The 24622-nt window shown below is 58.9% G+C and carries 22 protein-coding genes; 10 read left to right on the plus strand and 12 right to left on the minus strand.

Going from position 1 to position 24622, the window contains the following annotated elements; translation table 11 throughout:
• Nucleotides 1-24: 24 nt before the first annotated feature.
• Nucleotides 25-981, minus strand: coding sequence for an AraC family transcriptional regulator (locus tag KGB29_RS06635; RefSeq protein WP_057714899.1), 957 nt, complete (start codon nt 979-981; stop codon nt 25-27).
• A gap of 198 nt (nt 982-1179) precedes the next feature.
• On the opposite strand from KGB29_RS06635, the gene KGB29_RS06640 reads away from it, so the two are divergent.
• Both KGB29_RS06640 and KGB29_RS06645 read left to right on the plus strand, forming a co-directional pair.
• Nucleotides 1180-2133, plus strand: a complete 954-nt coding sequence (locus KGB29_RS06640; RefSeq protein WP_150813195.1) for a diiron oxygenase — start codon at nt 1180-1182, stop codon at nt 2131-2133.
• 78 nt (nt 2134-2211) lie between these two features.
• The gene (locus KGB29_RS06645) at nt 2212-2634 is read left to right on the plus strand and encodes an MAPEG family protein (RefSeq protein ID WP_057716609.1); all 423 of its coding nucleotides are present in this window, start codon (nt 2212-2214) and stop codon (nt 2632-2634) included.
• Nucleotides 2635-2645: 11 nt separating this feature from the next.
• On the opposite strand, the gene KGB29_RS06650 is transcribed toward KGB29_RS06645, so the two are convergent.
• Nucleotides 2646-3038: a GFA family protein gene (locus KGB29_RS06650; RefSeq protein WP_057714901.1), complete on the minus strand. Its 393-nt coding sequence runs from the start codon at nt 3036-3038 to the stop codon at nt 2646-2648.
• Between the two features lie 333 nt (nt 3039-3371).
• On the opposite strand from KGB29_RS06650, the gene KGB29_RS06655 reads away from it, so the two are divergent.
• The 8 genes from KGB29_RS06655 to KGB29_RS06690 all read left to right on the plus strand — a co-directional run bounded on the left by KGB29_RS06655 (nt 3372) and on the right by KGB29_RS06690 (nt 11145).
• A complete protein-coding gene (locus KGB29_RS06655; RefSeq protein ID WP_057714902.1) occupies nt 3372-4052 on the plus strand; it encodes a DUF3313 domain-containing protein in 681 nt (226 codons plus the stop codon).
• Nucleotides 4053-4211: 159 nt separating this feature from the next.
• Nucleotides 4212-4673 carry a hypothetical protein gene (locus KGB29_RS06660; protein WP_150813256.1) on the plus strand — a complete coding sequence of 154 codons (462 nt, stop codon included), beginning with the start codon at nt 4212-4214 and terminating at the stop codon, nt 4671-4673.
• Between the two features lie 622 nt (nt 4674-5295).
• On the plus strand, nt 5296-6117 hold the full coding sequence (locus KGB29_RS06665; protein WP_150813196.1) for a transcriptional regulator: 822 nt from the start codon (nt 5296-5298) through the stop codon (nt 6115-6117).
• Entirely contained in the window at nt 6114-6596 is a 483-nt protein-coding gene (locus tag KGB29_RS06670; RefSeq protein ID WP_057714905.1) for a hypothetical protein, read from the plus strand. The genes KGB29_RS06665 and KGB29_RS06670 overlap by 4 nt, the downstream gene beginning before the upstream one ends.
• Nucleotides 6597-7241: 645 nt before the next feature.
• Nucleotides 7242-7574: a hypothetical protein gene (locus tag KGB29_RS06675; protein ID WP_150813197.1), complete on the plus strand. Its 333-nt coding sequence runs from the start codon at nt 7242-7244 to the stop codon at nt 7572-7574.
• Between the two features lie 127 nt (nt 7575-7701).
• Nucleotides 7702-8688 carry a helix-turn-helix domain-containing protein gene (locus KGB29_RS06680; RefSeq protein ID WP_150813198.1) on the plus strand — a complete coding sequence of 329 codons (987 nt, stop codon included), beginning with the start codon at nt 7702-7704 and terminating at the stop codon, nt 8686-8688.
• 290 nt (nt 8689-8978) lie between these two features.
• Nucleotides 8979-10574, plus strand: a complete 1596-nt coding sequence (locus KGB29_RS06685; protein ID WP_150813199.1) for an EAL domain-containing protein — start codon at nt 8979-8981, stop codon at nt 10572-10574.
• Nucleotides 10575-10644: 70 nt separating this feature from the next.
• Entirely contained in the window at nt 10645-11145 is a 501-nt protein-coding gene (locus tag KGB29_RS06690) for an outer membrane beta-barrel protein (protein ID WP_057714909.1), read from the plus strand.
• Nucleotides 11146-11231: 86 nt separating this feature from the next.
• On the opposite strand, the gene KGB29_RS06695 is transcribed toward KGB29_RS06690, so the two are convergent.
• The 10 genes from KGB29_RS06695 to KGB29_RS06740 all read right to left on the minus strand — a co-directional run bounded on the left by KGB29_RS06695 (nt 11232) and on the right by KGB29_RS06740 (nt 24620).
• Entirely contained in the window at nt 11232-12848 is a 1617-nt protein-coding gene (locus KGB29_RS06695; RefSeq protein WP_150813200.1) for a mechanosensitive ion channel family protein, read from the minus strand.
• Nucleotides 12849-13136: 288 nt separating this feature from the next.
• Entirely contained in the window at nt 13137-13592 is a 456-nt protein-coding gene (locus KGB29_RS06700; protein ID WP_150813201.1) for a YMGG-like glycine zipper-containing protein, read from the minus strand.
• Nucleotides 13593-14359: 767 nt separating this feature from the next.
• Nucleotides 14360-15070, minus strand: coding sequence for an NAD(P)H-dependent oxidoreductase (locus KGB29_RS06705; protein ID WP_057714912.1), 711 nt, complete (start codon nt 15068-15070; stop codon nt 14360-14362).
• A 9-nt stretch (nt 15071-15079) separates the two neighbouring features.
• Nucleotides 15080-16726 carry an ABC transporter ATP-binding protein gene (locus KGB29_RS06710; protein WP_150813202.1) on the minus strand — a complete coding sequence of 549 codons (1647 nt, stop codon included), beginning with the start codon at nt 16724-16726 and terminating at the stop codon, nt 15080-15082.
• Nucleotides 16727-16728: 2 nt separating this feature from the next.
• Complete coding sequence (locus KGB29_RS06715) at nt 16729-17556, minus strand: ABC transporter permease (protein ID WP_057714914.1); 828 nt, start codon at nt 17554-17556, stop codon at nt 16729-16731.
• Nucleotides 17557-17559: 3 nt separating this feature from the next.
• Nucleotides 17560-18519, minus strand: a complete 960-nt coding sequence (locus KGB29_RS06720) for an ABC transporter permease (RefSeq protein WP_057714915.1) — start codon at nt 18517-18519, stop codon at nt 17560-17562.
• 169 nt (nt 18520-18688) lie between these two features.
• Nucleotides 18689-20290: an ABC transporter substrate-binding protein gene (locus tag KGB29_RS06725; protein ID WP_150813203.1), complete on the minus strand. Its 1602-nt coding sequence runs from the start codon at nt 20288-20290 to the stop codon at nt 18689-18691.
• A 99-nt stretch (nt 20291-20389) separates the two neighbouring features.
• Nucleotides 20390-21805: an aldehyde dehydrogenase family protein gene (locus KGB29_RS06730; RefSeq protein WP_150813204.1), complete on the minus strand. Its 1416-nt coding sequence runs from the start codon at nt 21803-21805 to the stop codon at nt 20390-20392.
• Nucleotides 21798-22988 carry a pyridoxal phosphate-dependent aminotransferase gene (locus tag KGB29_RS06735; protein WP_150813205.1) on the minus strand — a complete coding sequence of 397 codons (1191 nt, stop codon included), beginning with the start codon at nt 22986-22988 and terminating at the stop codon, nt 21798-21800. Before KGB29_RS06735 ends, KGB29_RS06730 begins: the two co-directional genes overlap by 8 nt.
• Before the next feature lie 24 nt (nt 22989-23012).
• Nucleotides 23013-24620, minus strand: coding sequence for a 5-guanidino-2-oxopentanoate decarboxylase (locus tag KGB29_RS06740; protein ID WP_150813206.1), 1608 nt, complete (start codon nt 24618-24620; stop codon nt 23013-23015).
• Between the last annotated feature and the right edge of the window lie 2 nt (nt 24621-24622).

A 24622-nucleotide genomic window follows, 5' to 3' on the forward strand; every position in this document is an offset into this window, starting at 1 on the left:
ATGAAGAGGTGGTACCGCCCCTTCTCATGCGGATTGTCTGCGCCAGGTGCCGGGGGATGTGCCGAATTGGCGTTTGAATGCGCGACTGAACGCGGCTTCGGAGTCGTAGCCAACGGCAAAGCCGATTTGCGCCACATTGCCGCGACCTTCGCGCAACTGTTGAGCCGCCACGTGCATGCGCCACAGCGTCAGGTATTGCATCGGTGGCTGTCCGACCAACGCCGTGAAGCGCTCGGCGAACACCGAGCGCGACATGCCCACCTCAAGCGCCAGGGCTTCTGCCGTCCAGCCTTCGGTTGGACGGGCATGCAATAGCGCCAGTGCGCGCCCGATATGCGGATCCCGCAACCCCGCCAGCCACCCACGCCGCTCAGCGGGAAGGCTGGCGACATACTGGCCGACGGCTTCGACGAATAGCAGCTCCGATAGCTTGGCGATGACCGTTGTCGAGCCGACGCGGCCCGCCGCGATTTCACTGACAGCAAAACGAAAGGAGCTTTCGATCCAGGTGCCCGAAGCCGTCGCGCGCAAATCCAGTTTCAATAAGGAAGGCAACGACGAAAGCAACGGACTGAAGGGTGTTTCTGAACCGAGGAATCCGCACAGCAACTGCGTGGCCTCGCCGCCCCCGCCGTACTTGATCCGTGATATGCCGCCGACTTCTGGCGGCTGGATGACTTCTCTGGCCGGCATGGGCGCAATGCTCAGGTCGCTGCCAAAAGAATGTGCGTCGTTGCGAGGAAGCAAAACGAGTTCGCCTGCCCCTACCTCGATGGCGGCGCCACCGTCGATTTGAATTTGCATGCGCCCCGCGGCGACAAAGTGCGACGCAATGATGTGTCGAGGTGCCACCAGGAACGGCTTGCAATCATCTGCCGAGATTCTGCCGTTGATGCACCAGGGCGCAGTGAGCTCCGCCTCGAGGAAGACCCCTCCAGACAGCCGAATCACACGCAACACATCAGAAAGCGCATCCAACACTTGACCGCCCTCCTTTCCGGAGTCCGGAGCAGGTTTTCAGGCGCACCGGTCATTCACCGCCTGAACTGCGACGCCTAGATTAGCACCAACGCGGAATCAGCGATCGAAACTGCCCCAGAGGCTTCACCCAGGGTCATTGGCTCCGACGTCAACCGAAATTGCCCCATTCCAACGCCACCAGGGCAGCAGGAGATCCATATGAACAGCGTCGTTACCCTACCCGGTTCAGCGTCAGGCAACACCGCCCGTTATGCGCAAATGGTCAGGTCATCGAAAAAGTCCGAATGGCAGATCGATCGCGATCTGCTCCAGGACCGCAGTTTCGACTTCTCGCGCAAATTTCTCCCCGACGGACTGTCGCAGGTCGACCGACTGACCTTTCTCGATACGGCCCAGGCGCGCCTGCTCAGTCAGATCCAGGGCCGGACCTATGCGTACATCTTTGGCCTGGTCGAGCGTTTTATCAGTGCCAAGATGCTCGATCAGGGTCGGGCCCATGTATTTGACAATCAACTGGCCCTTGAAGCGCTGGTGCGTTTTTCCAACGACGAGATCAAGCACCAGGAGTTGTTTCGGCGCATGGAGACGATGATGAGTTCGAAATTGCCAGCGGGATATCGTCAGGTTGCCGATCCAAACGAGGTGGCGCGCGCGGTACTGGCGGCCAGTACCTGGTCGGTGCTGGCGCTGACCTGTCACATCGAGCTGTTTGTTCAGGCGCACTACGTGCAAAGCATCGCCCCGCGCGAGGAGCTGTGCCCGTTGTTCAAGGATGTCTTCAAATTCCACTGGAAGGATGAAAGCCGGCACGTCGTACTCGATGAACTGGAATGGCAGGACGAGCACGCGAAACTCTCGTCGACCGAGCACGACCAGGCAGTGAATGACCTGATTGCGCTGGTAGCGGCCGTCGACGCGATCCTGCAGGCACAATCGGCAGCCGATGCAGACTACTTCATCAGTCATGCTTCACGATCGTTCAGTGTCGATGAGACCGCGCAAATCAAGACCTGCGTGCTGAGCGCCTACCGCTGGCAATACATTATCTCGGGCGTACGGCATCCACACTTCGGTCGACTGCTGACGCAGATGACAACGCCGGCACAGATGTCCAGGATTCAGACCGCTCTGGCCCCCGTCATGAGCAATTGACCGACAGCGCGCGACTGACTGCTCGTCGGTCGTGCTGCGGGACGACGTGCTGATAATGAACCATCGAGGATGGCGGCCATGACGATACCGATGTGGATGCTGCTTGGGTTTGCGACCTGGACCTTGCTGCTATTGATGGCAACCGTCGGGGTTTATCGCTGGGTCGCAATCCTGTTCTCGAGTGTTCCGATCGCCTCTTTCCGAAGCGATCGGCTCGAAGGCGAAGATTGGTATCGCCGCGGGACAAGGGCCCACGCCAACTGTGTGGAAAACCTGCCTGTGTTTGGTGTCATCGTGTTCGTGATTACAGCCCTTGATGTCAACGGCGCCGCAGTGAACTACTTGTCCACACTCGTCCTGATCGCTCGCGTGTGCCAGTCATTGGTTCACGTCTCCCATGAGCAAACCAATGCGTTCGTGGCAGTTCGGTTTGCCTTCTTTAGCGTTCAGTTGGTGTGTTTTCTCGCGCTCATTGTCATAGCCGCTTGTTATGGCATATGAATAGGTGCCCGCTAATCCTCAAATCGCCCCGTGCCGTCTCGATCGCGCTCGTAGTGTCGGGTGAGTGCAAACGCCGGCAACCAGGCCTCGCGCCGCACAGTCCAGCTCTCGTAGGTTGGCGTCAACTGGTCAGGGGCATCCAGAGATCCAAGGTTCACCTCGACTTCGTCTGCGCTGCGTGAGAACACCGACGAACCGCACTGCGGACAGAAGTGCCGCCCGGCGTAGTCACGCGTTTCGCCCTCGATTGTCACGGCATCCTGATGAAATATCGCGGATGCGTGGAACAGCGCCCCATGGTGCTTGCGGCAGTCGAGACAGTGACAAACACCAACCCGGAACGGGCGCCCCGACGCGACAAGACGCACTTTGCCGCACAAACAACCGCCGGTGAATCGGTCCATGCGGTGCCTCCTTCAGGCCGTCCGAAACGGCGTATCAGCGTGGGAACAGGAACGTCACGGCGATGCCAAAACCGGCGTTGCAAAGGGTTAGCGTAGGCAACTGTGATCGATGTGCAATTTGTCCTGACCGTGTGTTTAACAGTTTTTGAGAGTTATTGATTCGGATTATCCCGCCGCTACGGGCAGCATTCGGCCCGCATTGACCGGCGTGCAAGCACCTGCTTTGCGTAACCGACTGGCAAATACCAGTGCCTGAAAACAAGGCGCCCGGACCAATGCCCGGGGCCAGGTCGGAACCCGAATGACAACTTTCATCACTTGAGAACCAAACATATGGGCATGTCGAATAAATGGATTGCGGGTATTGCTTTGAGCTGTGTATTTCAGGTCGGCTGCGTCTCGCAAGTCGCGCAGCAAGAGCAATACTCGGGCTTCCTGGGCAATTACCAGGGCCTGGAGGAGCAAACTACGCCGAGTGAGCAGAAAGTATTGCGCTGGGTATCGCCAGGGTTCGATCCACGCGCGTATTCCACAGTGGTGTTCAGGCAGATGGAACTGTATCCATCGCCGCAGCCGACCGCGCGCGTCAGCCTGAAAACCCTGCAAGACCTGCAATTGATGGCCAGCAACAGCGTCAAGACCGCCTTTGCCCGCCGCTATGCGATCGTCCCTTATCCACAGTTGGCGCCAACCAATTCACGGTCGCTGATCCTGCAGGCGGCGATCACTCACGTCAGCGCCAACAACGAAGGTATGCACTGGTATGAAGTCGTACCAATCGGGGCCATTGTCGGGGCGACACAAGCAGCCACCGGGCACCGGGACCAGACCGCCGAGATGTACATCGAAGCCAACCTGATCGACGCCAAAACCGGTTTGCCCGTAGCGAAGATCGTGCGCAAGGTGTTCGGCGAGACCATCAAGAATGCCAAGCAGCCGATTGTTGCCAATGACTTCAAGGTTGCACTCAAAGGCATGTCAGACGATATGCAGGCCCTGCTCCTCAAGCATTGACGTTCAAGCAAACCCCATCGCAAGCGTGAAAGTGCCTGCCGTCCACCGGCATTGGATGGCATCGCGAGCAGACCGGCATGGGGTTTCAACGTGGCGCCACGCCGCGTTTTCCCTCTGACAAACCGTTAGCCGTGCCGACGCCTGACGCGAGACTCGATGATGAAAATTCTGGCCCATACCCTGGCGATCCTGATGCTGTTGATGAGCACCAGCGCCCTGGCGGCAACCGTGATTCCCCTCAAAGGTCAGACCTCCCAGACCATCCAGCAGGACACCAGTGCCTGCCAATCCCAGGCCAACGCGCAGCATCCGGTACAAAGCACCGTGCCCTCCGGTGGTCGGGTCAAGGGCGCCGCAACCGCCGCGGTAGCCGGTGCGACGGCGGCGGAAGTTCGGGGCCGCCAACATGAAAACGTCTATGACCAGATCGACGACGATACCCGCCAAGACTATCGCCAGAACCACGCACGCAGTGCCGCGGCTGCCGGCGTCGTCGTGGGGGGCGCCAGGCAACGTCAGGCGCGCCGGGAGAATCTGAGTGAGAGCGAACAAAGCATCACCGCCAACAACTCCGTCTACAGCAGCTGCCTGCAACAACGTGGCTACGATGTTTTGCCTTGATCGATGACGACAACGGCGTGAAGAACCAAAAAAAGCCCCGGGCCCTTCATGAAAGGACTCGGGGCAAAGTCGTAGAACGAGAGGTGAGGATCGTTGACGCCGCGACAAACAAACCGTGAACACGCAACGTTCCTCGAGATCCATTTAAATCGGTAACGTCCCTGGTTAAAAGCTAATAAGAATCAAAAATAATCTTTCACAAGCCAAGTGCACAAGAACACCATCATTGATTTGTATCCTGATAGTTCAGGCTGATACAGAAACCTGGCGCAACAGCGAGGTTAGTTCATTGAGGTGTGGCCGCGCCCCCCCCCTCCTGCCCGAGCTTGCAGTTTTCGGATAGCGCAGTTAATCCATTCCAAGCATTATTCATGGTGTCCAAATCGAAAACCATGGGTCATCCAGCGATGCTTTTCCTTTGTATGATTGAACGGATACCTCTGACAGACAGGGCTGTTTGCCGAACTGCACGCCTCTGAAACGAGCCAATCCAGCATCGTAAATGCAACACACAGTGCACCTTCCGCTGGGCCCTCATCTTCGTTCACTTCCCAGACCAGAATGTACCGAGCCAAATCCGGCCCCTATACTCAGGCCAGCACCGCCTGAACGGAAGATTTCTATGAGCTACACCTTCAAATTGAAAAATGGCGCCGTCGCGGTATTCGACCCGGACAGCGCCATGCTTTCCATTACAACACCCCATGGAGATGTACAGAATTCCACGCTAGGTAGAGCTGAGTCGCGCCTGTTGGACCTGCTGCTCATGGAGCCAGGTGTCACTAAAAGCCGCGATGAAATCATCGACTACACCTGGAATGACCGCGTGGTTGCCTCCGGCAGTTTGAATCAAACGGTTTTCTCACTACGCAATATTCTCAATGACAGCCGGGATCACGAGATCTTGATGACTGTTCCTCGACGAGGATATTGCTTCAACCGGCAATGTGTCGTCGATGCACAAGCAGATGTACCGGCACCCCGGGAGGAAACAACGCAGCCCCCCGCCCCCATCGCTGAGCAACTACCACCGGCTGGTAGTGATGGGCTGCTTGCACCCTCAGGTAAAACCAATGAATCCGCGCGCATTACAAAAGCCCAGCTGATCGCTTATATCGTTACGCTGGCAGTCGTTGCCTTTACTGTTTTTCAATTCGACTTCGACGCGCCAAAAATTGAAATTTCCAGTGCCGACAAGAATGGACTGGTCATACACGCCGTGGGCAGTGATCTTGCCGAGGCGCAAGCGCTGATGGAGTTGTCGGCCAAACAAACCGAACAGCTGCCACCAAACCTGAAGGGCCAGGTCTGGATCAACCTGTATAAAGCCAATTATTCCGTTTCGTGCATCCGCCAGGATCTAAGCACTGCAAATCTACAATTGAACAGCAGCGAAAGGGACCTCGCCTTGATGATTCGTCAATGTCTGGAAGTCACTTTATGAAATTTGAAATTTCGCAAGCGGTTCACTGGCCTCTTATAGGCTTGATCAATGCACTGTGCATTTTCTCTTTCGTTTACTCACCTTCGCACTACATGGAAAATATCAGTTACCAGACAAAATCCCGACAATGGCTGGAAGATCTCAACCAACTCAACACCGAAGAGTACCTCACTATCGGGCATGGCAGGCTCACGGGGACCACGCTGGAAAGCCTGAATGGGAAAATCCGCAACGCGACCATCTCAGCGAACATAATCGGAGAAACCAATAAACACGTCGAGATCAAAGTCAGCAACATCAAGCTCAGCCAGGATAATGAACTTTTTGCCATTGAAAAGACCCCTGACTTGTTCTTTAGACGTCAATACGTCTTGCAAGAAGGCGCCATTCTAAACTACGAGTTGATCCCGACCCAGGATAAAAACGCGGTGTGTTTTTACATCCATGAACTTGGCCGTTTGCGCTGCATGAACCATTAATCGGCCTCCCGAACGGGCTCGACACCCGCCTGGCAAAGGTTCACATCAAAGAATTTCAAACAAAAATAATACTTATTGATTTGAATCAAACGTCTCCCCCGCCAAAAATCCCTCCTCGATAATCCTTGGAATCGAGCCCGCTTGATTCTCGTCCGGGACAATGCCCTACAGGGGGAATCAAGTGAACGCCATGCATTACCTGCGAGCCCATAAATCGCCGACTTTCAGATTCCTGGGGGTCTTGTTTCTGTCTGCCATTCCACTTTATTCGTTGGCACACGACGAGCACTCCGTCGAAAGCACGACCATTGAGTATTATGAAGTTGAAACAAGCCCGGATGACAGCCAGAAACTATCGCATCTGAAAATACACAGTGAGAATGAGTATCATACAGACGAGCAGAGCAGTGATTCTACTCTCCCCGCCCCACCACAAAGTGACACAGGCATGAGCTACGCCAGTTCGCTCATACTTCTATGAGGGGCAGGCAAATGCTGACTGGCCTCTTCTGACGACCTGACAAATATGAGTTATTGACTTTGGCAGGCACCATCGAAGTGAGATTATTTGCAGCCCAAGTCGTGGCAGAGATGCAGCTGACATTCTGCGCTGCCTGAATAAACTGTTAATAAGGAATCGCCTCGATGCTACTGAAAAACTTCGTCACCGTGTCGTTTGGTTTATTGCTTTCTCTCAAGGCCATGGCCGACGACAAGGGCGTCTACAGTGCCAAGTTGACGAGTATCGAAACCAACAAAAAGGCCCCAACTACTGTGAAAACTGGCTATCAGGTAAAAAACGGTTATCGTATTGACGACTTTTACGCCTTTACAGCAGCAGCCATTGACCCAATGAAACCCCAATCGCAGATCTTCAGTTCGAAAATCGATCCGCGCAACGTTCAACACATGGACGACTCACCGTTGGACAGCAAGTACGCATTTTCGGCGGAACTGGAACTGATCCGGGGAATCTGACAACCCGTTCAAAGCCAATGGCAATGGGGTCGATCTCACCGACAGCAAGAACGCCCAATCGCGAATCTTCTCCATGACTGCCCGTCAGGCTTGACCCTTATCATTTAACAGATGAGCCTTCAATTTCATGAGTATCGCACCGCCCGACGAGATCTTTCATTTGTCTTCTGCCTTGCCGAGCCAACTGAATAGAACAATAGGCAAATGGGAAATGAGCCTTATTCCGACCGAGCATGAAGCGCGCATTCGGCAACACAAACTCTTTCACAGTCCGCAACTGCAGTGCAGTCGCCTTGAGTTCGACTCATCCGTGACGCTGGTCAGTTCTGTCCCTGCCGGATTCGTGACATTCGCCATCTCCCAGGCACCGATTGGCCGCCCCGTCGTAAACAATCAAAAACTACGGCCTGACGAAGTCATCGTACTGCACAGTGATGAATCGGTGCAGTACACCTGCGAACCGAATGAAACACTTTTCACCATCACCACGACACTGGAAAACTATGAGCGGTGCCGCCAACATCACTCTGTCATAGATATCCTTGCAAACAGAACACAACACAGTTTCCAGGCTGAAAACTTTCAATTCATACAATCGGCCATTCAAGCCATCAGCGCGTGCTGTGTCGACATCAACGACGCTGCTTCAGCACAGCGCAGCGAAACAGAAGGTTCGACGATTGAAAGTGCGGTACTCGCTTCTCTGTTGCAATCGTTGACGCCCGCTGGCCGCTTCATCCGCAAAGTCCCGACAAGAAGAAAGGTGGCGATACAAGCCATACAGTACATCCATGAAAACACAAAAAAAACGCTCACTATAAAATCGCTGGTAAGGCAACTGGAAACCACCACTCGCACTTTGCATTTTGGCTTTATTGAAACGTTCGGGATATCGCCAATCGCTTATATCAGAAACTTGAGGCTCGCAAGCGCCCGTCGCGACCTGATCAATAAAACGTGGCCTACCGTCACAGAAACCGCGATGTTTTGGAACTTTCACCATCTGGGCCGGTTTTCCAAGGCGTATCAGCTGGCTTACGGAGAGACGCCGTCGGAAACGGCCAAGCGCAACTCGGCCAGGCCAAGGAACACGACCTCATCTGTTTACAACTAGGTCGTCGGGGAGAGAAATTATCGTTAACAGGCGTTTATCAAAGCCGCAAAAATGATGATTAATGATTTTCCTTGATTAACCACAAGTTTCCACAATTGCTTATTTGCCTACTCAAGGAGATAAGCATGCATCATCGAATAAACACACTGCCACTCAAGCAGAAAATCGCACTGTGTATTACCGTCTATGCCAGCGGCATCTTGTTGGCTTGGGTAATTGACTGGTACTGAAGTCGCTTAATTCGTGACGACAGAAAGCACAGTGAATTAATGATACCTCGGAGCTTTTCGATGGTTGCCGCATATAAAGCGTTACTTGGAAGGCACGCAGTCACTGTATGTCTGATTGCTGCAGCAGGTTGGGCCGCATGGTTCTGTGCTGGAGGGCTGGCGGATCAATTCGTTGCACGGAAGTTGAATAACGTTTATGCCGATCTGCGTGCTGCTCAAGTGGAGCCCAATGCGCAGATCGACAAAGTACTGGAAACCCTCGGCGATCTCGATCGCTCGGGTCAGGAATGCTCCATAGAGCAATACTCACAACTGGCTGACCTGGTCAAAAACCTGCGATTTGTTGATCAAGCGGCAATCCAGTTGCCCAATGGCAAGATCTGTTCCTCCTACGGACAAGCACCTCCCTCGATACTGGCCGATAGCGACAAGCGCAAGTTTTCCGTTGGAAAGCGAACCTACTGGGTGGATGCTGGCCACACGGTTTCTGCGGACTCCGATTTTATCATTGTGTCGGAACAGTCAACCTACGTCTGGGCAAACAAGAAGCTCCTGCTCGACAACTTGAAGTTTCCCAGGGACCTGCAACTGGACCTCATCGGCCCCGGCGGCGCAGTGCCCATTGCCTCTACGGGCCACAAACCGCTGGCGATGCAGAAACCGTTCCACCTGGAAGAACTGGTTACCTCTGCAGACAAGGTCCTCATCGCCTTTGCCGGCAACCGAAATGAACTGATCTCGGTCATTTCTCTTCCGTTGAGCTACCTGACGAGTCTCAAATTCAAATTATTCATTGGCCTTGTGTGCGTGTTCGCAGCGCTGTTTTTGCTCGCATGGTGTGTCAAACGGCATTACACCTCTACCGCCGTACGGCTTCGCAATGCCCTGAAAGCCAACAGGCTGGATGTTCACTACCAGCCTATCGTCAACCTGACGACGGGCTATCTGGTGGGCGCTGAATCACTTTCTCGCTGGAACGACAACGGCACCCAAGTGCCTGCGGATGTTTTCATTGCGGTGGCGGAAAAATCCGACTTGATCCGCATACTTACGCGTTCGGTGATTCGACAAGTGGCGGAGGATTACAGCACCTACCTTTGGGCGTGCAAGGACTTCTACATTACGGTCAATCTTTGCGCTCAGGATATTCAGGACCCAAGTTTTCCAGACTATGTGGCCAGCGTACTGGCAACCTACAACATGCCAGTGTCCGCCATGGCTTTTGAAATCACCGAAAGGACCCTGATCGATCAGAAGCCAGCCGCCCTGCAATTGCGACGGCTTCGTGCGTGCGGACATCGCATTGCCGTGGACGACTTCGGTATCGGCTATTCCAACCTCTCGCTCCTCGATTCAGTGCCTTTCGACATTCTGAAATTAGATCGCTCATTCATCGCCGACGACAAGATCGCGGCCAAGGATGCCTTGTGGCGCCATATTGCCCAGTTGGCCAGGTCGCTGAGACTCAAGGTCGTGGCCGAAGGTGTCGAGACTCAGGAGCAACTGCCGCATCTGGTCTCGGAGGGGGTTCTATTGGCGCAAGGCTGGTTGTTCTCCAAAGCGCTGCCAATTCAAGCATTGGCAAGACGCTACTTTCAATGTCCGGAAAACATCCCGCCTTACGACTCAAAAATATCAATCAATGATTTTTATTAACCCTTCATGGCCCCTCAAATGCTCGCCGAACCCTAACACCAGACAAACCTGAACAAGGACTCCACCACCCATGCTACTTCGAAACCTTGGCTTCGCTTCACTGCTATCGCTGCTGTCTTTTCAGGCGCTCGCTGATGACAAAGGTTTATATCTTGGAGCTGGCGTAAGCAGCATACAGACCGACGAATCCAGATTGGACGACGACGACACCAGCTACAAGGTTTATGCCGGGTATCGCGTCAATAGCTACCTGGCCTTCGAGGGGGCCTACGTCGACCTGGGTCAATTCAAGGACAAGAATGTCGATTTCGATGGTAAATCGGCTCAGGCTGCCGCCCATGTCGGCTTTCCGCTGGGCGATCGGTTGCGGGTATTCGGCAGTGTCGGTGCTCACGCCTGGGACGCCGACGGCAATGCCACCGACGACGATACCGGGGTTGACCTGACCTATGGTGTCGGCGTCGAGTTCGATGTCTTTCGCAACATCGGCCTGCGCGCTGAATACGAAGTTCTGGAGGTCGGAGAGATCGACCTGAATCAGACGACTGCATCCGCCTATATGCTTTTCTGACACCGCTACAACTGAGCGGCCTCCCCCGGGTCGCTCATCGCACTCTGCACAATGTTCGTCTTCGCCCTACCTACCCCACCCTGCCATTACTTCAACGTCTCCTTCGATTCCTGCGCAGGTGCCATGTACCACTTGTCCCTGGGCACCCATTTCTCCTGTGGCGGATCGCCCAGATAGTGCGGCGACATGATCTGCACACCGTACTCGTTGAACACGTCCTGGATGTTGGCGTGCAGCATGCTTAACAGCACGGCGCGCGGTCGAGGCTGGCTGGGTATGGCCTGGGCCACCAGCCGGTATTCCGGGTAGAAGTCCGACAATGCCGTCTGGAACACCTGCGGCGGTGGGGTTTCGAGGACGCCGGGCGTGCGTCTGGCGGCTTCCAGCAACATCCCTTCGACCTGCCGCCAGGGGGTGTCATAACCGATGGTGACTACGGTATCGACCACATAACCGGGGCCTTGTACGACCCGTGAGTAGTTCTTGGTGACCGTGCCGGTGATCATCGAGTTGGGCAGGGTCAGCACTTCGCCCAGGCCGGTACGAATGCTCGTGGTGAACATGCCTAGTTCAGTGACCGTCCCTTCGTGCTCGCCAATGCGCACGAACTCACCGGGACGCAGGGTTCGGGTGTACGTCAGGATCAATCCGGCCGCCGCCTGCCCGACGACGCTGGAAGCACCCAGGGAGATCATCAGGCCGACCAGCACCGACAAGCCTTTGAACGCATCGGTACCGGCACCCGGCAAGTAGGGATAAGCCATGGCCAGGGCAAACAACCAGATCGCCAGCGAAGTCAGGCGCTGAGTCGGTTTCAGGGTTTCGTGGTTCAGCCAGTTGAAGGTGCCGGGCGTGGCCATGCGCCGCAGTATCCGGCGAGAGAACGCTGTCGCGCCACGGGCAATGAAAAAGATCGCCAGCGCCACGCCGAGCCCGGGGATGGCCCCTAGAATCCCTTGCAGCAAATAGTCGGCGACTTCCAGCAGATAGTTGTTAAGGCTTTCACCCCAAGGCCGGGTATAGGGAAACCGCGACAGGACAAACCCCAACCACTCGTAAGAGAGCAGCAGCACGATGACCCAGCGCAGCAATTCCAGTACGCGGCTGACCAATGGATAAAGGAAGTTGGCATCGATCAGCGGAACCTTTCCGACTTTCAGCGCCTGGGTGTGCCGATGCATCAGTTCAGGCAGTTTCTGCAGCACTCTGCGCCGCAGGTACGACATGCCGAACAGCAGCGCGATGTAAATGCCGGTGGCCAGCAACGCGGCGACGACGGAACGCAGGATCAACTGCAGGCTACGGGCTTCCCGGGTTTCAGCCACGACCTGGCGCAGCCTGTCGGCCGCGGCTTCGGCGGCCAGTTGCACCGAGTCGAATTCGGTCTCGTCGACATCTGTGGGCGAAACGATAAAAGCACGGCGAGACCCCAGCAGCACCATGTAGCTTTTCATGATCGGGTCGAGGGTGACATTGAGGTCGTCGGCCTCATCCAGCGCCTCACCGATCACCGCTTTCGCCCGTTTGACCCGCGAGGCCGGGGCTTCACCGAGGATGGTCGCGCGAAACACCATGATGCTGCGGTTGGCCACTTTCAATTCAACGGGAGCATCGACCACTTTCGGTGCGTCTTCGGCCCACAGTTGCACCGACCAAAACATCCCGAAAACAGTAAACATTACAGCGAGCAGCCTGCTCCGCATGTGTCAGATCCTTACGTCACGAAATTCAAATCCAGAGTACGTATCGCAGCGTAGTTCACCGATGAACGGTTGTCAGATTGGAGCTACAGACCGTTTCCTTATCCGTCTGTTTTCTTGAAACAGCGAGCTCAAGCCCCGGACATTGTGCTCTTGACCGAATTCTCGAAACACTGAAGATCCCTCTGGAAGCGAGCCTGTTCGCGATAGCGGTGGGTCAGACACCTGGATGTCGAATGTGCCGCCGCCATCGCGAGCAAGCTCGCTCCCACAATGTGTTCCATACCTGATTCAAGGATTGACCTGATAACCCTTGCCCTGCAAACAGCTGGTGTAAGCCGTCGTGGTGTTCGCCTGGGTGGTTTTCGATTGCTCCCGGCGTTCCTGGCGCTGACGTGAAGCACCGACCACGGCGCCGGCCGCCGCCGTCTCCTTGGCGCGGTTCTGGCGATAGTCCTGTTTCCTGTCATCGTCGACACGATCATAAGCTTCGTCATGCTGATTGCCCCGCACCTGGGCCCCGACCGCGCCGGCGGCGGCCCCGGCAGCAGCACCCTTGATCCTCCCGCCGGAAGGCGTGGAAGCCGTCGAGGCGCTCTGGCTGGTGGCGATGCTGTTGCATTCGTTGATGTCGGCCTGGGTTTGTTGCGAACTTTGCCCTTTCATCGGCACCACCGATTGCGCCCAACCCGGGGCACTCAAAATCGACAATGCGATACATAGGCTGACCGGTGAAAATCGTTTCATGATGACCTCCGACAGGCTTGCCACATCGGGCAAGCCTTTGGGTCGACTGGCGGGCGGCAAGCGGCGCCATGCGTCGCCTGCCGATCGGGTGGAGCAACTGAAAAGTGTAGTTCAACGGCCCCGCACAGAAGGACTTCCGAACAAGCGGTGGACGTTGTGCAGGAGCGAGCCTGCTCGCGATTGCGGTGTATCAGGCACATAAATGTCGAATGTACGGCCGATATCGCGAGCAGGCTCGCTCCTGCAGGTCTATTGGTGAACTGCGGATGTGCGGTTACTCAGCCGGATCGAGCCGATCCAGTGCCCGATTCACTGCCAATACCAAACGAGGGGTGGTGGCCATACGCAGGTTGGTAGACCGGCCCAGGAACCCGGCGCATCCGAAGACGCCCTACGCATGACCACCATTAAGCAGAGACAAAATACTCTGCAAAGCGTGGTGCTCTGCGCCTGGATAACCGGGCTAGCAAACCCCATCGCTGTTGTTTTCCAGCGACCGGCAAACGATAGAACCCGGCTCCAAGACGCACAAACCGGCGGGTTCTGGCGTAGCTGTAGGCAATGACGCAAGCCGTCGTAGCTTGCTGGAAGTAACGCTGACAGCCGTTAAACAGATCCGGAACAGCAGGCTGCAGAATACCTGGCACACACCAAAAACCTGTGGGAGCGAGCTTGCTCGCGATGGCGGTGGCTCAGTCAACATGGATGTTGAAGCTGATGTCCTCATCGCGAGCAAGCTCGCTCCCACAGGGGGTATGTGGTGTTGGTCAGGCATTGGTTGTCAGCGGATAGAGCTTGTCATCAAACTCCGCCAACTTCGGAAACACCAGCGGCTGATCATCGCTCAGATGCTGCAGTCGCTGCCCGTAATCCACCAGAAACTGCTGGCGCGCCTCGTCACTGATGTACGGCACATGCCAGGCCACGAACGGCTCCAGCACATCAAAACCAACATAAGCCAGGGTGCCACGCAGGATCGGCCGCAGCATGTCCTCCAGCGGACCGTGAATCGCACCTTCGCCGAACATGTGCTCACGCCCGCCCAGGGTCACGGTCACCAGCGCTTTCTTGCCGGCCAGGCCGCCCTGATCGTAAAAACGCTTGCCGCCATAGCAGATGCCCGACACCAGCACCCGGTCGATCCAGCCCTTGAGCATGGCCGGGGTGGAGAACCAGAAGATCGGGAAGTTGAGGATCAGCAGGTCGGCCCACAGCAGTTTGTCCAGCTCAGCCTGGATGTCCGCCGCCAGCGACTGGCTCTTCACGCCCAGGCGTTGTTCCAGGGCATAGACCAGGTATTCGGGGTTTTCCCGATTCGAGAAGTCCGCGTCGCTGGCCACCGGGTTCCAGTTCATTTTGTACAGGTCGCTGACCTGCACTTCGTGGCCCTGGGCTTCAAGCGTGGCGACAGCCTGGTCCCGCAGGGCGGCGGTGAAGGATTGTGGCTCCGGGTGAGCGTGGACGATCAGTACTTTCATGGTGGTTCCTTAGACTTGTTCCAGCGTATCGGTTGAAGGTGTGGAAGCGCGCGTGGCCAGCAACCGGTCGAGCCAGTCGGGGTCCATTTGCGGTTCGGAAGAAAACAGCAGCCCGGTGTAGTCCTGGTGCGGCGGGGTGAAGATCTGGCTGCGCGAGCCGTGGTCCACCACCCTGCCCCGTTGCATCACCAATACCTCATCGGCGATCGCCCGCACAGTAGCAACATCATGGGTGATGAACAGATAGCCGACACCCAGTTGCTGCTGGATGCGGTTGAGCAATTTCAGTACGCCTTCAGCCACCAGTTGGTCGAGGGCCGAGGTCACTTCATCGCAGATGATCAGTTGCGGCTCGGCCGCCAGGGCCCTGGCGATGCAGATGCGTTGCTTCTGCCCGCCGGACAGCTCCCGGGGCTGACGATCCATGAAGGTCGCAGGGTCGAGTTCGATCATCTCCAGCAGTTCGGCAACCCGGGCGCGCATGGCTTTACCCTTGAGGCCCAGATAAAACGTCAGCGGCCGGCCGATAATGTCGACGATGCGCTGGCGCGGATTCAGCGCGGTGTCGGGGATCTGGTAGATCATCTGGATGCGCCGCAGTTGCTCCTTGCTGCGTTGGCGAAAGTCTGCCGGCAAGGGTTCGCCGTCGTACAGCACCTGGCCGTAGGTCGGTGGCAGCAAACCGGTGATCAACCGCGCGGTGGAGCTTTTGCCACTGCCAGACTCACCGATCACCGCCAGGGTCTGACCACGGTAGAGCTTGAGGGAAACGTCGTGCAGCACCGGTTGCTGGCCATAATTGGCGCAACTGTTGCGCAGTTCCAGCAGCGGTTGTTCCTGCTGCGGACAGGCCTTGGGTTCGGTGCGGAAACTGCGCACCGCCCACAGCGACTTGGTGTAGTCCTCCTGCGGGTCACCGAGCATCTGCCGGGTTTCGGCTTCTTCCACCAGCTTGCCGTGGCGCAGCACCATGATGCGGTCGGCCATCTGCGCCACCACCGCCAGGTCGTGGCTGATGTAGATCGCCGCGCTGCCATAGGTCGCGACCGCGTCACGAATGGCTGCCAGCACCTCGATCTGGGTGGTGACGTCCAGCGCGGTGGTCGGTTCGTCGAAGATGATCAGGTCCGGATGGCAGGCCATCGCCATGGCGGTCATGACCCGCTGCAACTGGCCGCCGGAGACCTGATGCGGATAGCGCTGGCCGATGGTTTCGGGATTGGGCAAGCGCAGCACCCGGTACAACTCCACCGCCTCGCGCATGGCCTGCTCGCGGCTCATGCCGCCGTTTTTCACAGCGGTTTCGACGTGCTGGTCGATCAGGCGATGGGCCGGGTTGAACGAGGCTGCCGCGCTCTGTGCCACATAGGCAATACGCAGCCCCCGCAGTTTACGCAGGGCTTCAGGCTTGGCGTTGAGCAAGTCGATACCGTCGAAGTGCACCGAGCCGCCGGTGATCCGGCAGCCGTCGCGGGTGTAGCCCATGGCCGACAGGCCGAGGGTCGACTTGCCCGCGCCGGACTCGCCGATCAGGCCCAGCACCTCGCCCCGTTGCAGGGTCAGGTCGATGCCCTTGATCAGCGGATGCCAGGCATCTTCGTAATGGCCTTCGATGTGCAGGTTGCGGATTTCCAGCAAAGGTTTTGAGGTCGTCATGTTCAGCATTCCTTGAGGCCGCTGGATTTGTGCAGCATCCAGTCGACGACGAAATTGACGCTGACTGTGATCAAGGCCACGGCCAGGGCGGGCAGCAACGGGCTGATGTCGCCAAAGGTGATCAGCACCGCGTTGTCGCGCACCATGCTGCCCCAGTCGGCGGTGGGCGGCTGGATGCCCAGGCCGAGGAACGACAGCGCACTGATGAACAGGAACACGAAGCAGAAACGCAGGCCGAACTCGGCAATCAGCGGTGCCGCCGCGTTCGGCAACACCTCGCGGGTCACCAGCCACCACAGGCCTTCACCGCGCAGGCGTGCGGCTTCGACGAAATCCTGCACCACCACGTTCATCGCCACAGCACGAGACAGCCGAAACACCCGGGTCGCATCCAGTAGCGCAATCACCAGCACCAGCGACGTCGCCGTGGTGCCGACCACGCTGAGGATCAGCAAGGCGAAGATCAGTTGCGGAATGGCCATCAGGATGTCCACCACCCGGGACAATCCCTGGTCGACCCAACCGCCCTTGATCGCTGCGATCAGGCCGCTCAAGCCACCGAGCAGGAACGCCAGGACGGTGGTGAGGAAGGCAATGCCCAGGGTGTTGCGCGCGCCATAGACCAGGCGGCTGAACATGTCACGCCCCAGGTTATCGGTGCCCAACAGGAACTGCCCGCCCCAGGGGGCGAAGCCCTCGCCCACCACCTGGGTTTCGCCGAACGGTGCCAATACCGGCGCGAACACCGCCACCAGCACGTACAGCAGGATCATCAACAAACCGAACTTGGCGCTCAGGGGCGCCTGCCACACTTGTTTTAACAGGCTCATGGTCTACCCCTTCGGATGCATCAGGCGTGGGTTGCTGGCAATCGACAGCACATCGGCACTGGTGTTGAGCAGGATGTAGGTCGCGGCGAAGATCAGGCTGCAGGCCTGCACCACCGGGATGTCACGCTTGGCCACCGAGTCCACCAGCAACTGGCCGAGCCCCGGATAGACAAACACCACTTCGACCACCACCACGCCAACCACCAGGTACGCGAGGTTCAGCGCCACCACGTTGACGATGGGGGCCAGGGCATTGGGCAAGGCGTGACGGAAGATGATCCGCGACTGGCTGATGCCCTTGAGCCGGGCCATTTCGATGTAGGGGCTGGCCAGCAGGTTGATCAAGGATGCGCGGGTCATGCGCATCATCTGCGCGATGACCACCAGGCTCAGGGTCGCCACCGGCAACACCGAACGCTCCAGTACCGTGCCCAACGAGGCGTCCGGCGCCAGGTTGGAAATGCTAGGAAACCAGTTGAGCTTCACCGCGAACACCAGGATCAGGATGTAGGCGACGAAAAACTCGGGGAACGACACCGCGCTCAGCGCCGAGGTGTTGAGCAAACGGTCGAACCAGCTGTTGCGGTACAGCGCCGCGAGCATCCCCAGCAGCAAAGCCAGCGGCACCGACACCAGCGCTGCCAGCAATGCGAGGCTGAAGGTGTTGCCCAAACGCGTACCCACCAGTTCGGCGATCGGCCGCTGGTTGGCCAGCGACACACCGAGATCACCGTGCAGCAACTGCCAGATCCAGTGGCCAAAGCGGGACAATGGCGGCAGGTCCAGCCCCAGTTGCGCGCGGTAGGCGGCCACGGTTTCCGGAGTGGCCGACTGGCCCAGCATGGCCTGGGCGATATCGCCCGGGAGCATGCCGACGGCGAGGAAAATGATCACTGAGACGGCGAACAGCGAGAGCAGGCCTAGCGCCAGACGCTGTCCCAACAGCTTGAAAATACTTCTCATCGTGCAGTTCCTTGAAATTGGCACGCCTTTGAAGACTGCGATTTCCCCTGTGGGAGCGGGCTTGCTCGCGAAGAGGTTCTGTCAGCTGACATATGTGGCGACTGACACACCGCTTTCGCGAGCAAGCCCGCTCCCACAGTTGATCGTCATTGTTTGATCGATCCCGGCATCACGCCTGCCACCACCGCTCGATCACCCGCAGGCCATCCAGCTCGCCATAGGGCGCGGTCTGTGCGCCGTGAGCAACCTTGTTCGAGCGCGCCGCCACCGAACTGGCGAACAACGGCACGATCGCCCCGCCCTCGTCCCGGCACAGCGTCTGCATTTCGTTGTACATCTCGCGGCGCAGCGGGTCGTTCATTTCGCCGCGAGCGGCGTTGAGCAGTTGATTGAAGCGCGGGTTGTCCCAGTGGGTTTCGTTCCACGCCGCGCCCTTGGCGTAACCGATGCTGAACATGCGGTCGGCGGTCAGGCTGCTGTACCAGAACGAAGTGGTGAACGGTTGCTTCATCCACACGTTGGAGAAGAAGCCGTCCGCCGGTTCGCGCACCACGTCGATGTCGATCCCGGCGGCGCGAGCCTGTTCCTTGAACAGCACCGAAGCATCCACGGCGCCGGTATAGGCAGCGTCGGAGGCTTGCAGGCGAACTTTGAGCGAATCCAGACCGGCCTTTTTCAGGTAGAAGCGCGACTTGTCCGGGTCGTAGGTGCGCTGCTCCAGCGCAGTGTTGATGAAGCGGCTGCCAGGCTGGATCGGATGGTCGTTACCCACCAGGCCATAGCCATGCAGCACCGAAGCCAGCAGGGTTTCGCGGTTGATCGCATGCTTCATCGCCAGGCGCACGTCGTTGTTCTGAAACACCTGACTGTCGGTGAGCATCGGGAAGGTGTAGTGCTGGGCGCCTTTGGTTTCTTCGATGACCAGATTCGGGTTGCGCTTGAGCAGCGCGACGGTTTTCAGGTCGACCTTGTTGATCACATCCACTTGCCCGGTGACCAGCGCATTGACCCGCGCCGCGCCGTCGGCAATGGCAATCAGCTCGGCACTGGCGAAGTGTGCCCGGCCCGGTTTCCAGTAATCGGGGCTGCGTTCCAGGGTCATGCGCACGCCCGGCTCGAAGTCCTTGAGGCGATAGCCACCGGTGCCGGCGCCGGCCTGCCAGTCCGCCGCGCCATCCTTGCTCGGCATGATCGCCAGGTGGTAATCGGCGACCACATACGAGAAGTCGGCGTTGCCCGAGTGCAGTTCGAACACCACGCTGTCGCTGCCGTTGGCGCTGACCTTGGCCACGTCACCCAGCACGGTCTTGGCCGCCGAGGTGGATTTCTCGCCGAGGTGGTGCTGGATCGAAGCGACCACGTCGTCGGCGGTCAGGGTCTTGCCGTTGTGGAAGGTCACGCCCTGACGGATTTTGAAGGTCCAGATGCGCGCGTCCGGGGTCGAGATCCAGCTTTGCGCCAGTTCGGGGATCGCGGTGCCGTCGACGGCAATTTCGGTCAGGGTGTTATAGACCGCCGAGAAACCGACGAAGGTGAAGGTGTCCGCCCAGGAGCCCGGATCCTTAGAGTCCGTGGTGCTGCCTCCGGCCAGGCCCAGACGCAGTACGCCGCCGGGTTTTGGCGTGGCGTCTTCGGCGAAGGCACCGAACGGCAGGCCCATGGAGAACGCCCCGGCCACCGCTGCGGCAGCGGCGCTGTACTTGAGGAAGTCTCTACGCGGAAAACTGAATTCATGGTTCGCTTGAGTAATCTTGTTTTTGTTATCGCTCATTGCATTGCCCCTGATCAAAAAGCTAATGAATTACCGGTTCAAAACCACGCAAGACACCGGGCCATGGCCCGGTGCATACAACGTTTGAATCGCCAACCGTCACACCTGGATCGCCTTCACTTCGACGAACTCGTTCAGCCCCTCCTCACCCCATTCGCGACCGTTACCCGACTGTTTGTAGCCACCGAACGGCGCCTGATAATTGAACGCCGCACCGTTGAGGAAGCACTGACCGGCGCGCAGCTGACGCCCCAGTTGCAAGGCACGCTCGGCACTGCCAGCCCAGACGCCGCTGGACAGGCCGAACGGCGAGTCGTTGGCGATCTGGATCGCTTGCGCCTCATCGGCGTAGGGAATCAGGCACAGCACCGGGCCGAAGATTTCTTCCTGGGCAATGCGCATGCGGTTGTCGACATCGGCGAACAGTGTCGGGCTGACATAGAACCCGCGCTCGAACGTCGATGGCGTGTCACCGCCGCACAGCAGTCGTGCGCCTTCCTGTTGGCCGACCTTGATGTAATCGAGCACGGTGCGTTTTTGCCCGGCCGAACACATCGGGCCGAGGAAGCTTTGCGGGTCGAGGGGATCGCCCATGCGCAGACTCAACGTTTCCGCCAGCGCCAGTTCCACGGCTTCGGCGTAACGGCTGGCCGGCAGCAGCATGCGGGTCAGCGCGGTGCAGGTCTGGCCGGAGTTGATCATCACGTCCTGCACGCCGTAGCGCACCGCCGCTGCCAGGTCGGCATCCTCGGCGATCAGCAACGGCGACTTGCCGCCCAGTTCCAGGCACACGCGCTTGACTGAAGGTGCCGCCGCTTGCGCGACCCGCACCCCGGCACCGGTGGAGCCGGTAAACGACACCATGTCCACGTCCGGGTGTTTGGCCAGCGCTTCGCCGACTTTCGAGCCCGGACCGCTGACCAGGTTGAACACCCCGGCAGGCAGGCCGATGTCCTCGATCATCTGCGCCAGCAGGAAGGCATGCAGCGGGGTTTCCTGACTCGGCTTGACCACCACCGTGCAACCGGCGGCCAGCGCCGGGGCCAGTTTGCCGATCAACTGGTGCAGCGGGTAATTCCACGGATTGATGAACGCGCAGACACCCACGGCCTCGCGGATCACCAGCGAGTTGCCGACTTCGCGCACCTCGTCCATGAGATGCGCCAGTTCGACGTACTGCTCAAGGCCAGTGATCGGCCCGTCGACCTGCACCGAGCGGCACCATTGCACCGGCATGCCCAGTTCCGTTGTGATGACCGCGGCCATCTCATCGGCACGATTGCGCAGTTGATCGGCCAGTGCACGGATATAACCGGCACGCACGCTGGACGGCGTGCGCGACCATGAAGCGAAGGCCCGGCGAGACGACGCCACGGCGTTTTCAACATCGAGTTCATCACCCAGCGGAACGCTGCCGCAGACTTCCTCGGTGGCCGGGTTGATCACCTCGGCGATGCCCCGCCCCGACGGGGTTTGCCAGCGGCCATCAATGAACAGTGTCTTGTGATTAAGCATGAACCTGGGCCTCCATCAATTCCTGGGCACAACGGGCAATGCGCTGGCAGGCATCGCGCAGCGGTTCGGCACCGACCACCAGACCGAGGCGAATGTGCCCCGCCGCGCTCGGACCAAAGGCCTCGCCCGCCAGGACCGACACGCCGTGGCGATCCAGCAACCGGTCGGCAAACGCCTGGGCGCTGAGCCCGGTCTGGCGGATATCGAGCATCACGAACATCCCGCCATCGGGTTTCAACGCCCGCACGCCGGGGCAATCGGCCAGGCTGTCGCACACCAGATCGCGACGCTGGCGATAGGCTTCGCGCATGGCTTCGAGTTCCGGCAGGTTGCTTTCCAGGGCCACCACGGCGGCGTCCTGAATGAAATCCGGCGAGCCGTAGAGCATGCACAACGCGAGGTTTTCCAGGTGCGCGGCCAAAGATGGCGGCGCCACCACCCAGCCGACGCGCCAACCGGTCATGGCGTGGGATTTCGACAGACTGTTGAGGGTCGCGGTGCGCTCGGCCATGCCCGGCAGACTCGCCGGGCTGACGTGTTCGCCTTCGAACAGCAGTTCGCTGTAGACCTCATCGGAAATCAGCCACAGGTCATGGCCGATGCACAACTCAGCCAAGGCGGCCCAGGTGCTGCGCGGCAGGCTCGCGCCCGACGGGTTGTGCGGGCTGTTCAGTGCCAGTGCCCGGGTGCGTGGCGTGATGCGCGCGGCGACATCTTCGGGCAACACGCGAAAGCCGTTTTCCGAGCGTACGGGCACCGGCACCACCACGGCACCGCAAGCACCGAATACCGCTTCGTAGGTGACGTACATGGGCTCGGCGACGATCACTTCGTCACCCGGATTGAGTACGCATTGGGCCACGCTGAACAGCGCACATTGCGCCCCGGCCAGTACGGTGACCTGATCGGCCGAAACGCTTTGGCCGCTGCGTTGTTGATGACGCCTGGCAATGGCCTCGCGCAGGGCACGCTTGCCGCGCACCTCGGCATAGTGCGTGTTGCCGTTCAGCAGGCTGTCGATCGCACCCTGCACGATGGGCTGTGGCGTGTCGAAATCCGGATCGCCCACGGACAACAGCAGAATGTCTTCGCCTTGCTCGCGCAGTGCCAAGGCCCGGTAGTGAATGTCCCACGCGGCGGCGCCGTCACCGGCGATACGTTGAGTCAGATCGGAAAAGCGCATGGCTTCATCCCCTTAAAATGCAGATCAATGCGCACAGGCATGCTTGAGTTCGATCAGGGTCACGCCGTTGCGCTTGAAGCCATGGCGCAAGTCGGTCTGCAACTCGGCGAGGCTTTGCGGCTGGGTCACGGTGCAGCCGAAGGCACGCGCAAGGGCGGCGAAATCCGGGTTGCGCGGCAATACGCCGATGGGCTCGATGTCCAGGCCGAGCATGTCGTCGCGGATCTGCCCCAGCGCATCGTTGTTCCACAGCAGCACCACCAGCGGGCTGTCCAGTTCTTCCACGGCGGTGGCCAGTTCCTGGGCGGTGTAGAGGAAACCACCGTCGCCCACCAGCACCAGCCCAGGCCGCTGCGGCGCACCGAATTTGGCGCCGATCCCGGCCGGCAGGCCATATCCCAAGGTGCCGTAGCCGGTCGGGTGCAACCAACTGCGAATGGCGAGGCTGTCGAAGGCATAGTTGCCGGTATAGGCCAGTTGGGTCATGTCGGTGCTGATGAAAGCGTTTTCCGGCAGCTCCGCCGCAATGCGATCCAGGATCGACTGATGAATCGATTGCAACGGGCCATGGCTGGCCTTGACCGCTTTACGCAGTGCGGCGACCGAGGCAATCGCAGCGCTGGCCTCGCGCACGTCGGTTGGCAGGCGCTCAAGCAAGCCACTGAGGGTTTGTTGCGCATCGCCATGCAACGCCACCGCGCAGGGGTAGAAGTCGTTGAATTTGCGTGGGTCGATGTCGACGCGCAGCAGTTCGCCATTGAGTGGCAGGCGTACGCGCCAGAAGTCGGTGTCGGCCATTTCGGTGCCGACCGCCAGCACCACGTCGGCCTCGGCGATCAGGTTCCAGCCCGGCTCCACACACAGGGATGAGCCGGCGTTGAGCGGCGCGTCCGGCGGCAGCAGGCCTTTACCGGCGACGCTGGTGAACAGTGGCGCGGTCAGCCGGGTGCTGATTTCTTGCAGTTCAGAGGTGGCATTGAGGGCGCCACCACCGGCGATGATCATCGGCCGCTTGGCAGCCTTGAGTTTGGCCACGGCTTGATCAATTGCGGTGGTCGACGCCGGGCCACGCCCCGGACGACGCACTACCTCATTGCTCCAGTCACGGGCAATCGGCGCCGACAACACATCCAGCGGCACTGAGATGTGCACCGGGCGCGGGCGTTCGCTGTCGAACACCGCGTAGGCACGGGCGATCAGTTCCGGCAGGTCTTCGGCAGTCAGTGCCACGGCCGAGAACGCAGTGATCGGCGCGGTCATTGCGCGCTGGTCCTGGCACTCGTGCAGGCTGCCCCAGCCCTTGCCCAGGCTGGCGCTGTGGTTGACGCTGGAAATCACCAGCATCGGAATCGAGTCGGCGTAGGCCTGGCCGATGCCGGTGGCGGCGTTGGTCACGCCGGGGCCGGTGATGACGAAGCACACGCCGGGTTTGCCGCTGACCCGGGCGTAGCCGTCGGCCATGAAACTGGCGCCCTGCTCATGACGAGTCAGCACATGACGGATGCCGCTGCCGGGCAAGCCGCGATACAGCTCCAGGGTGTGTACGCCGGGAATGCCGAACACGGTATCGACGCCGTAGTTGGCCAACAGGCGCACCAGGGCCTGGCCACCGGTCAATGTTTTGCTTTGCATGT

The sequence above is a fragment of the Pseudomonas sp. BF-B-30 genome (assembly GCF_019956305.1).
GTDB classification, from domain to species: domain Bacteria; phylum Pseudomonadota; class Gammaproteobacteria; order Pseudomonadales; family Pseudomonadaceae; genus Aquipseudomonas; species Aquipseudomonas jessenii.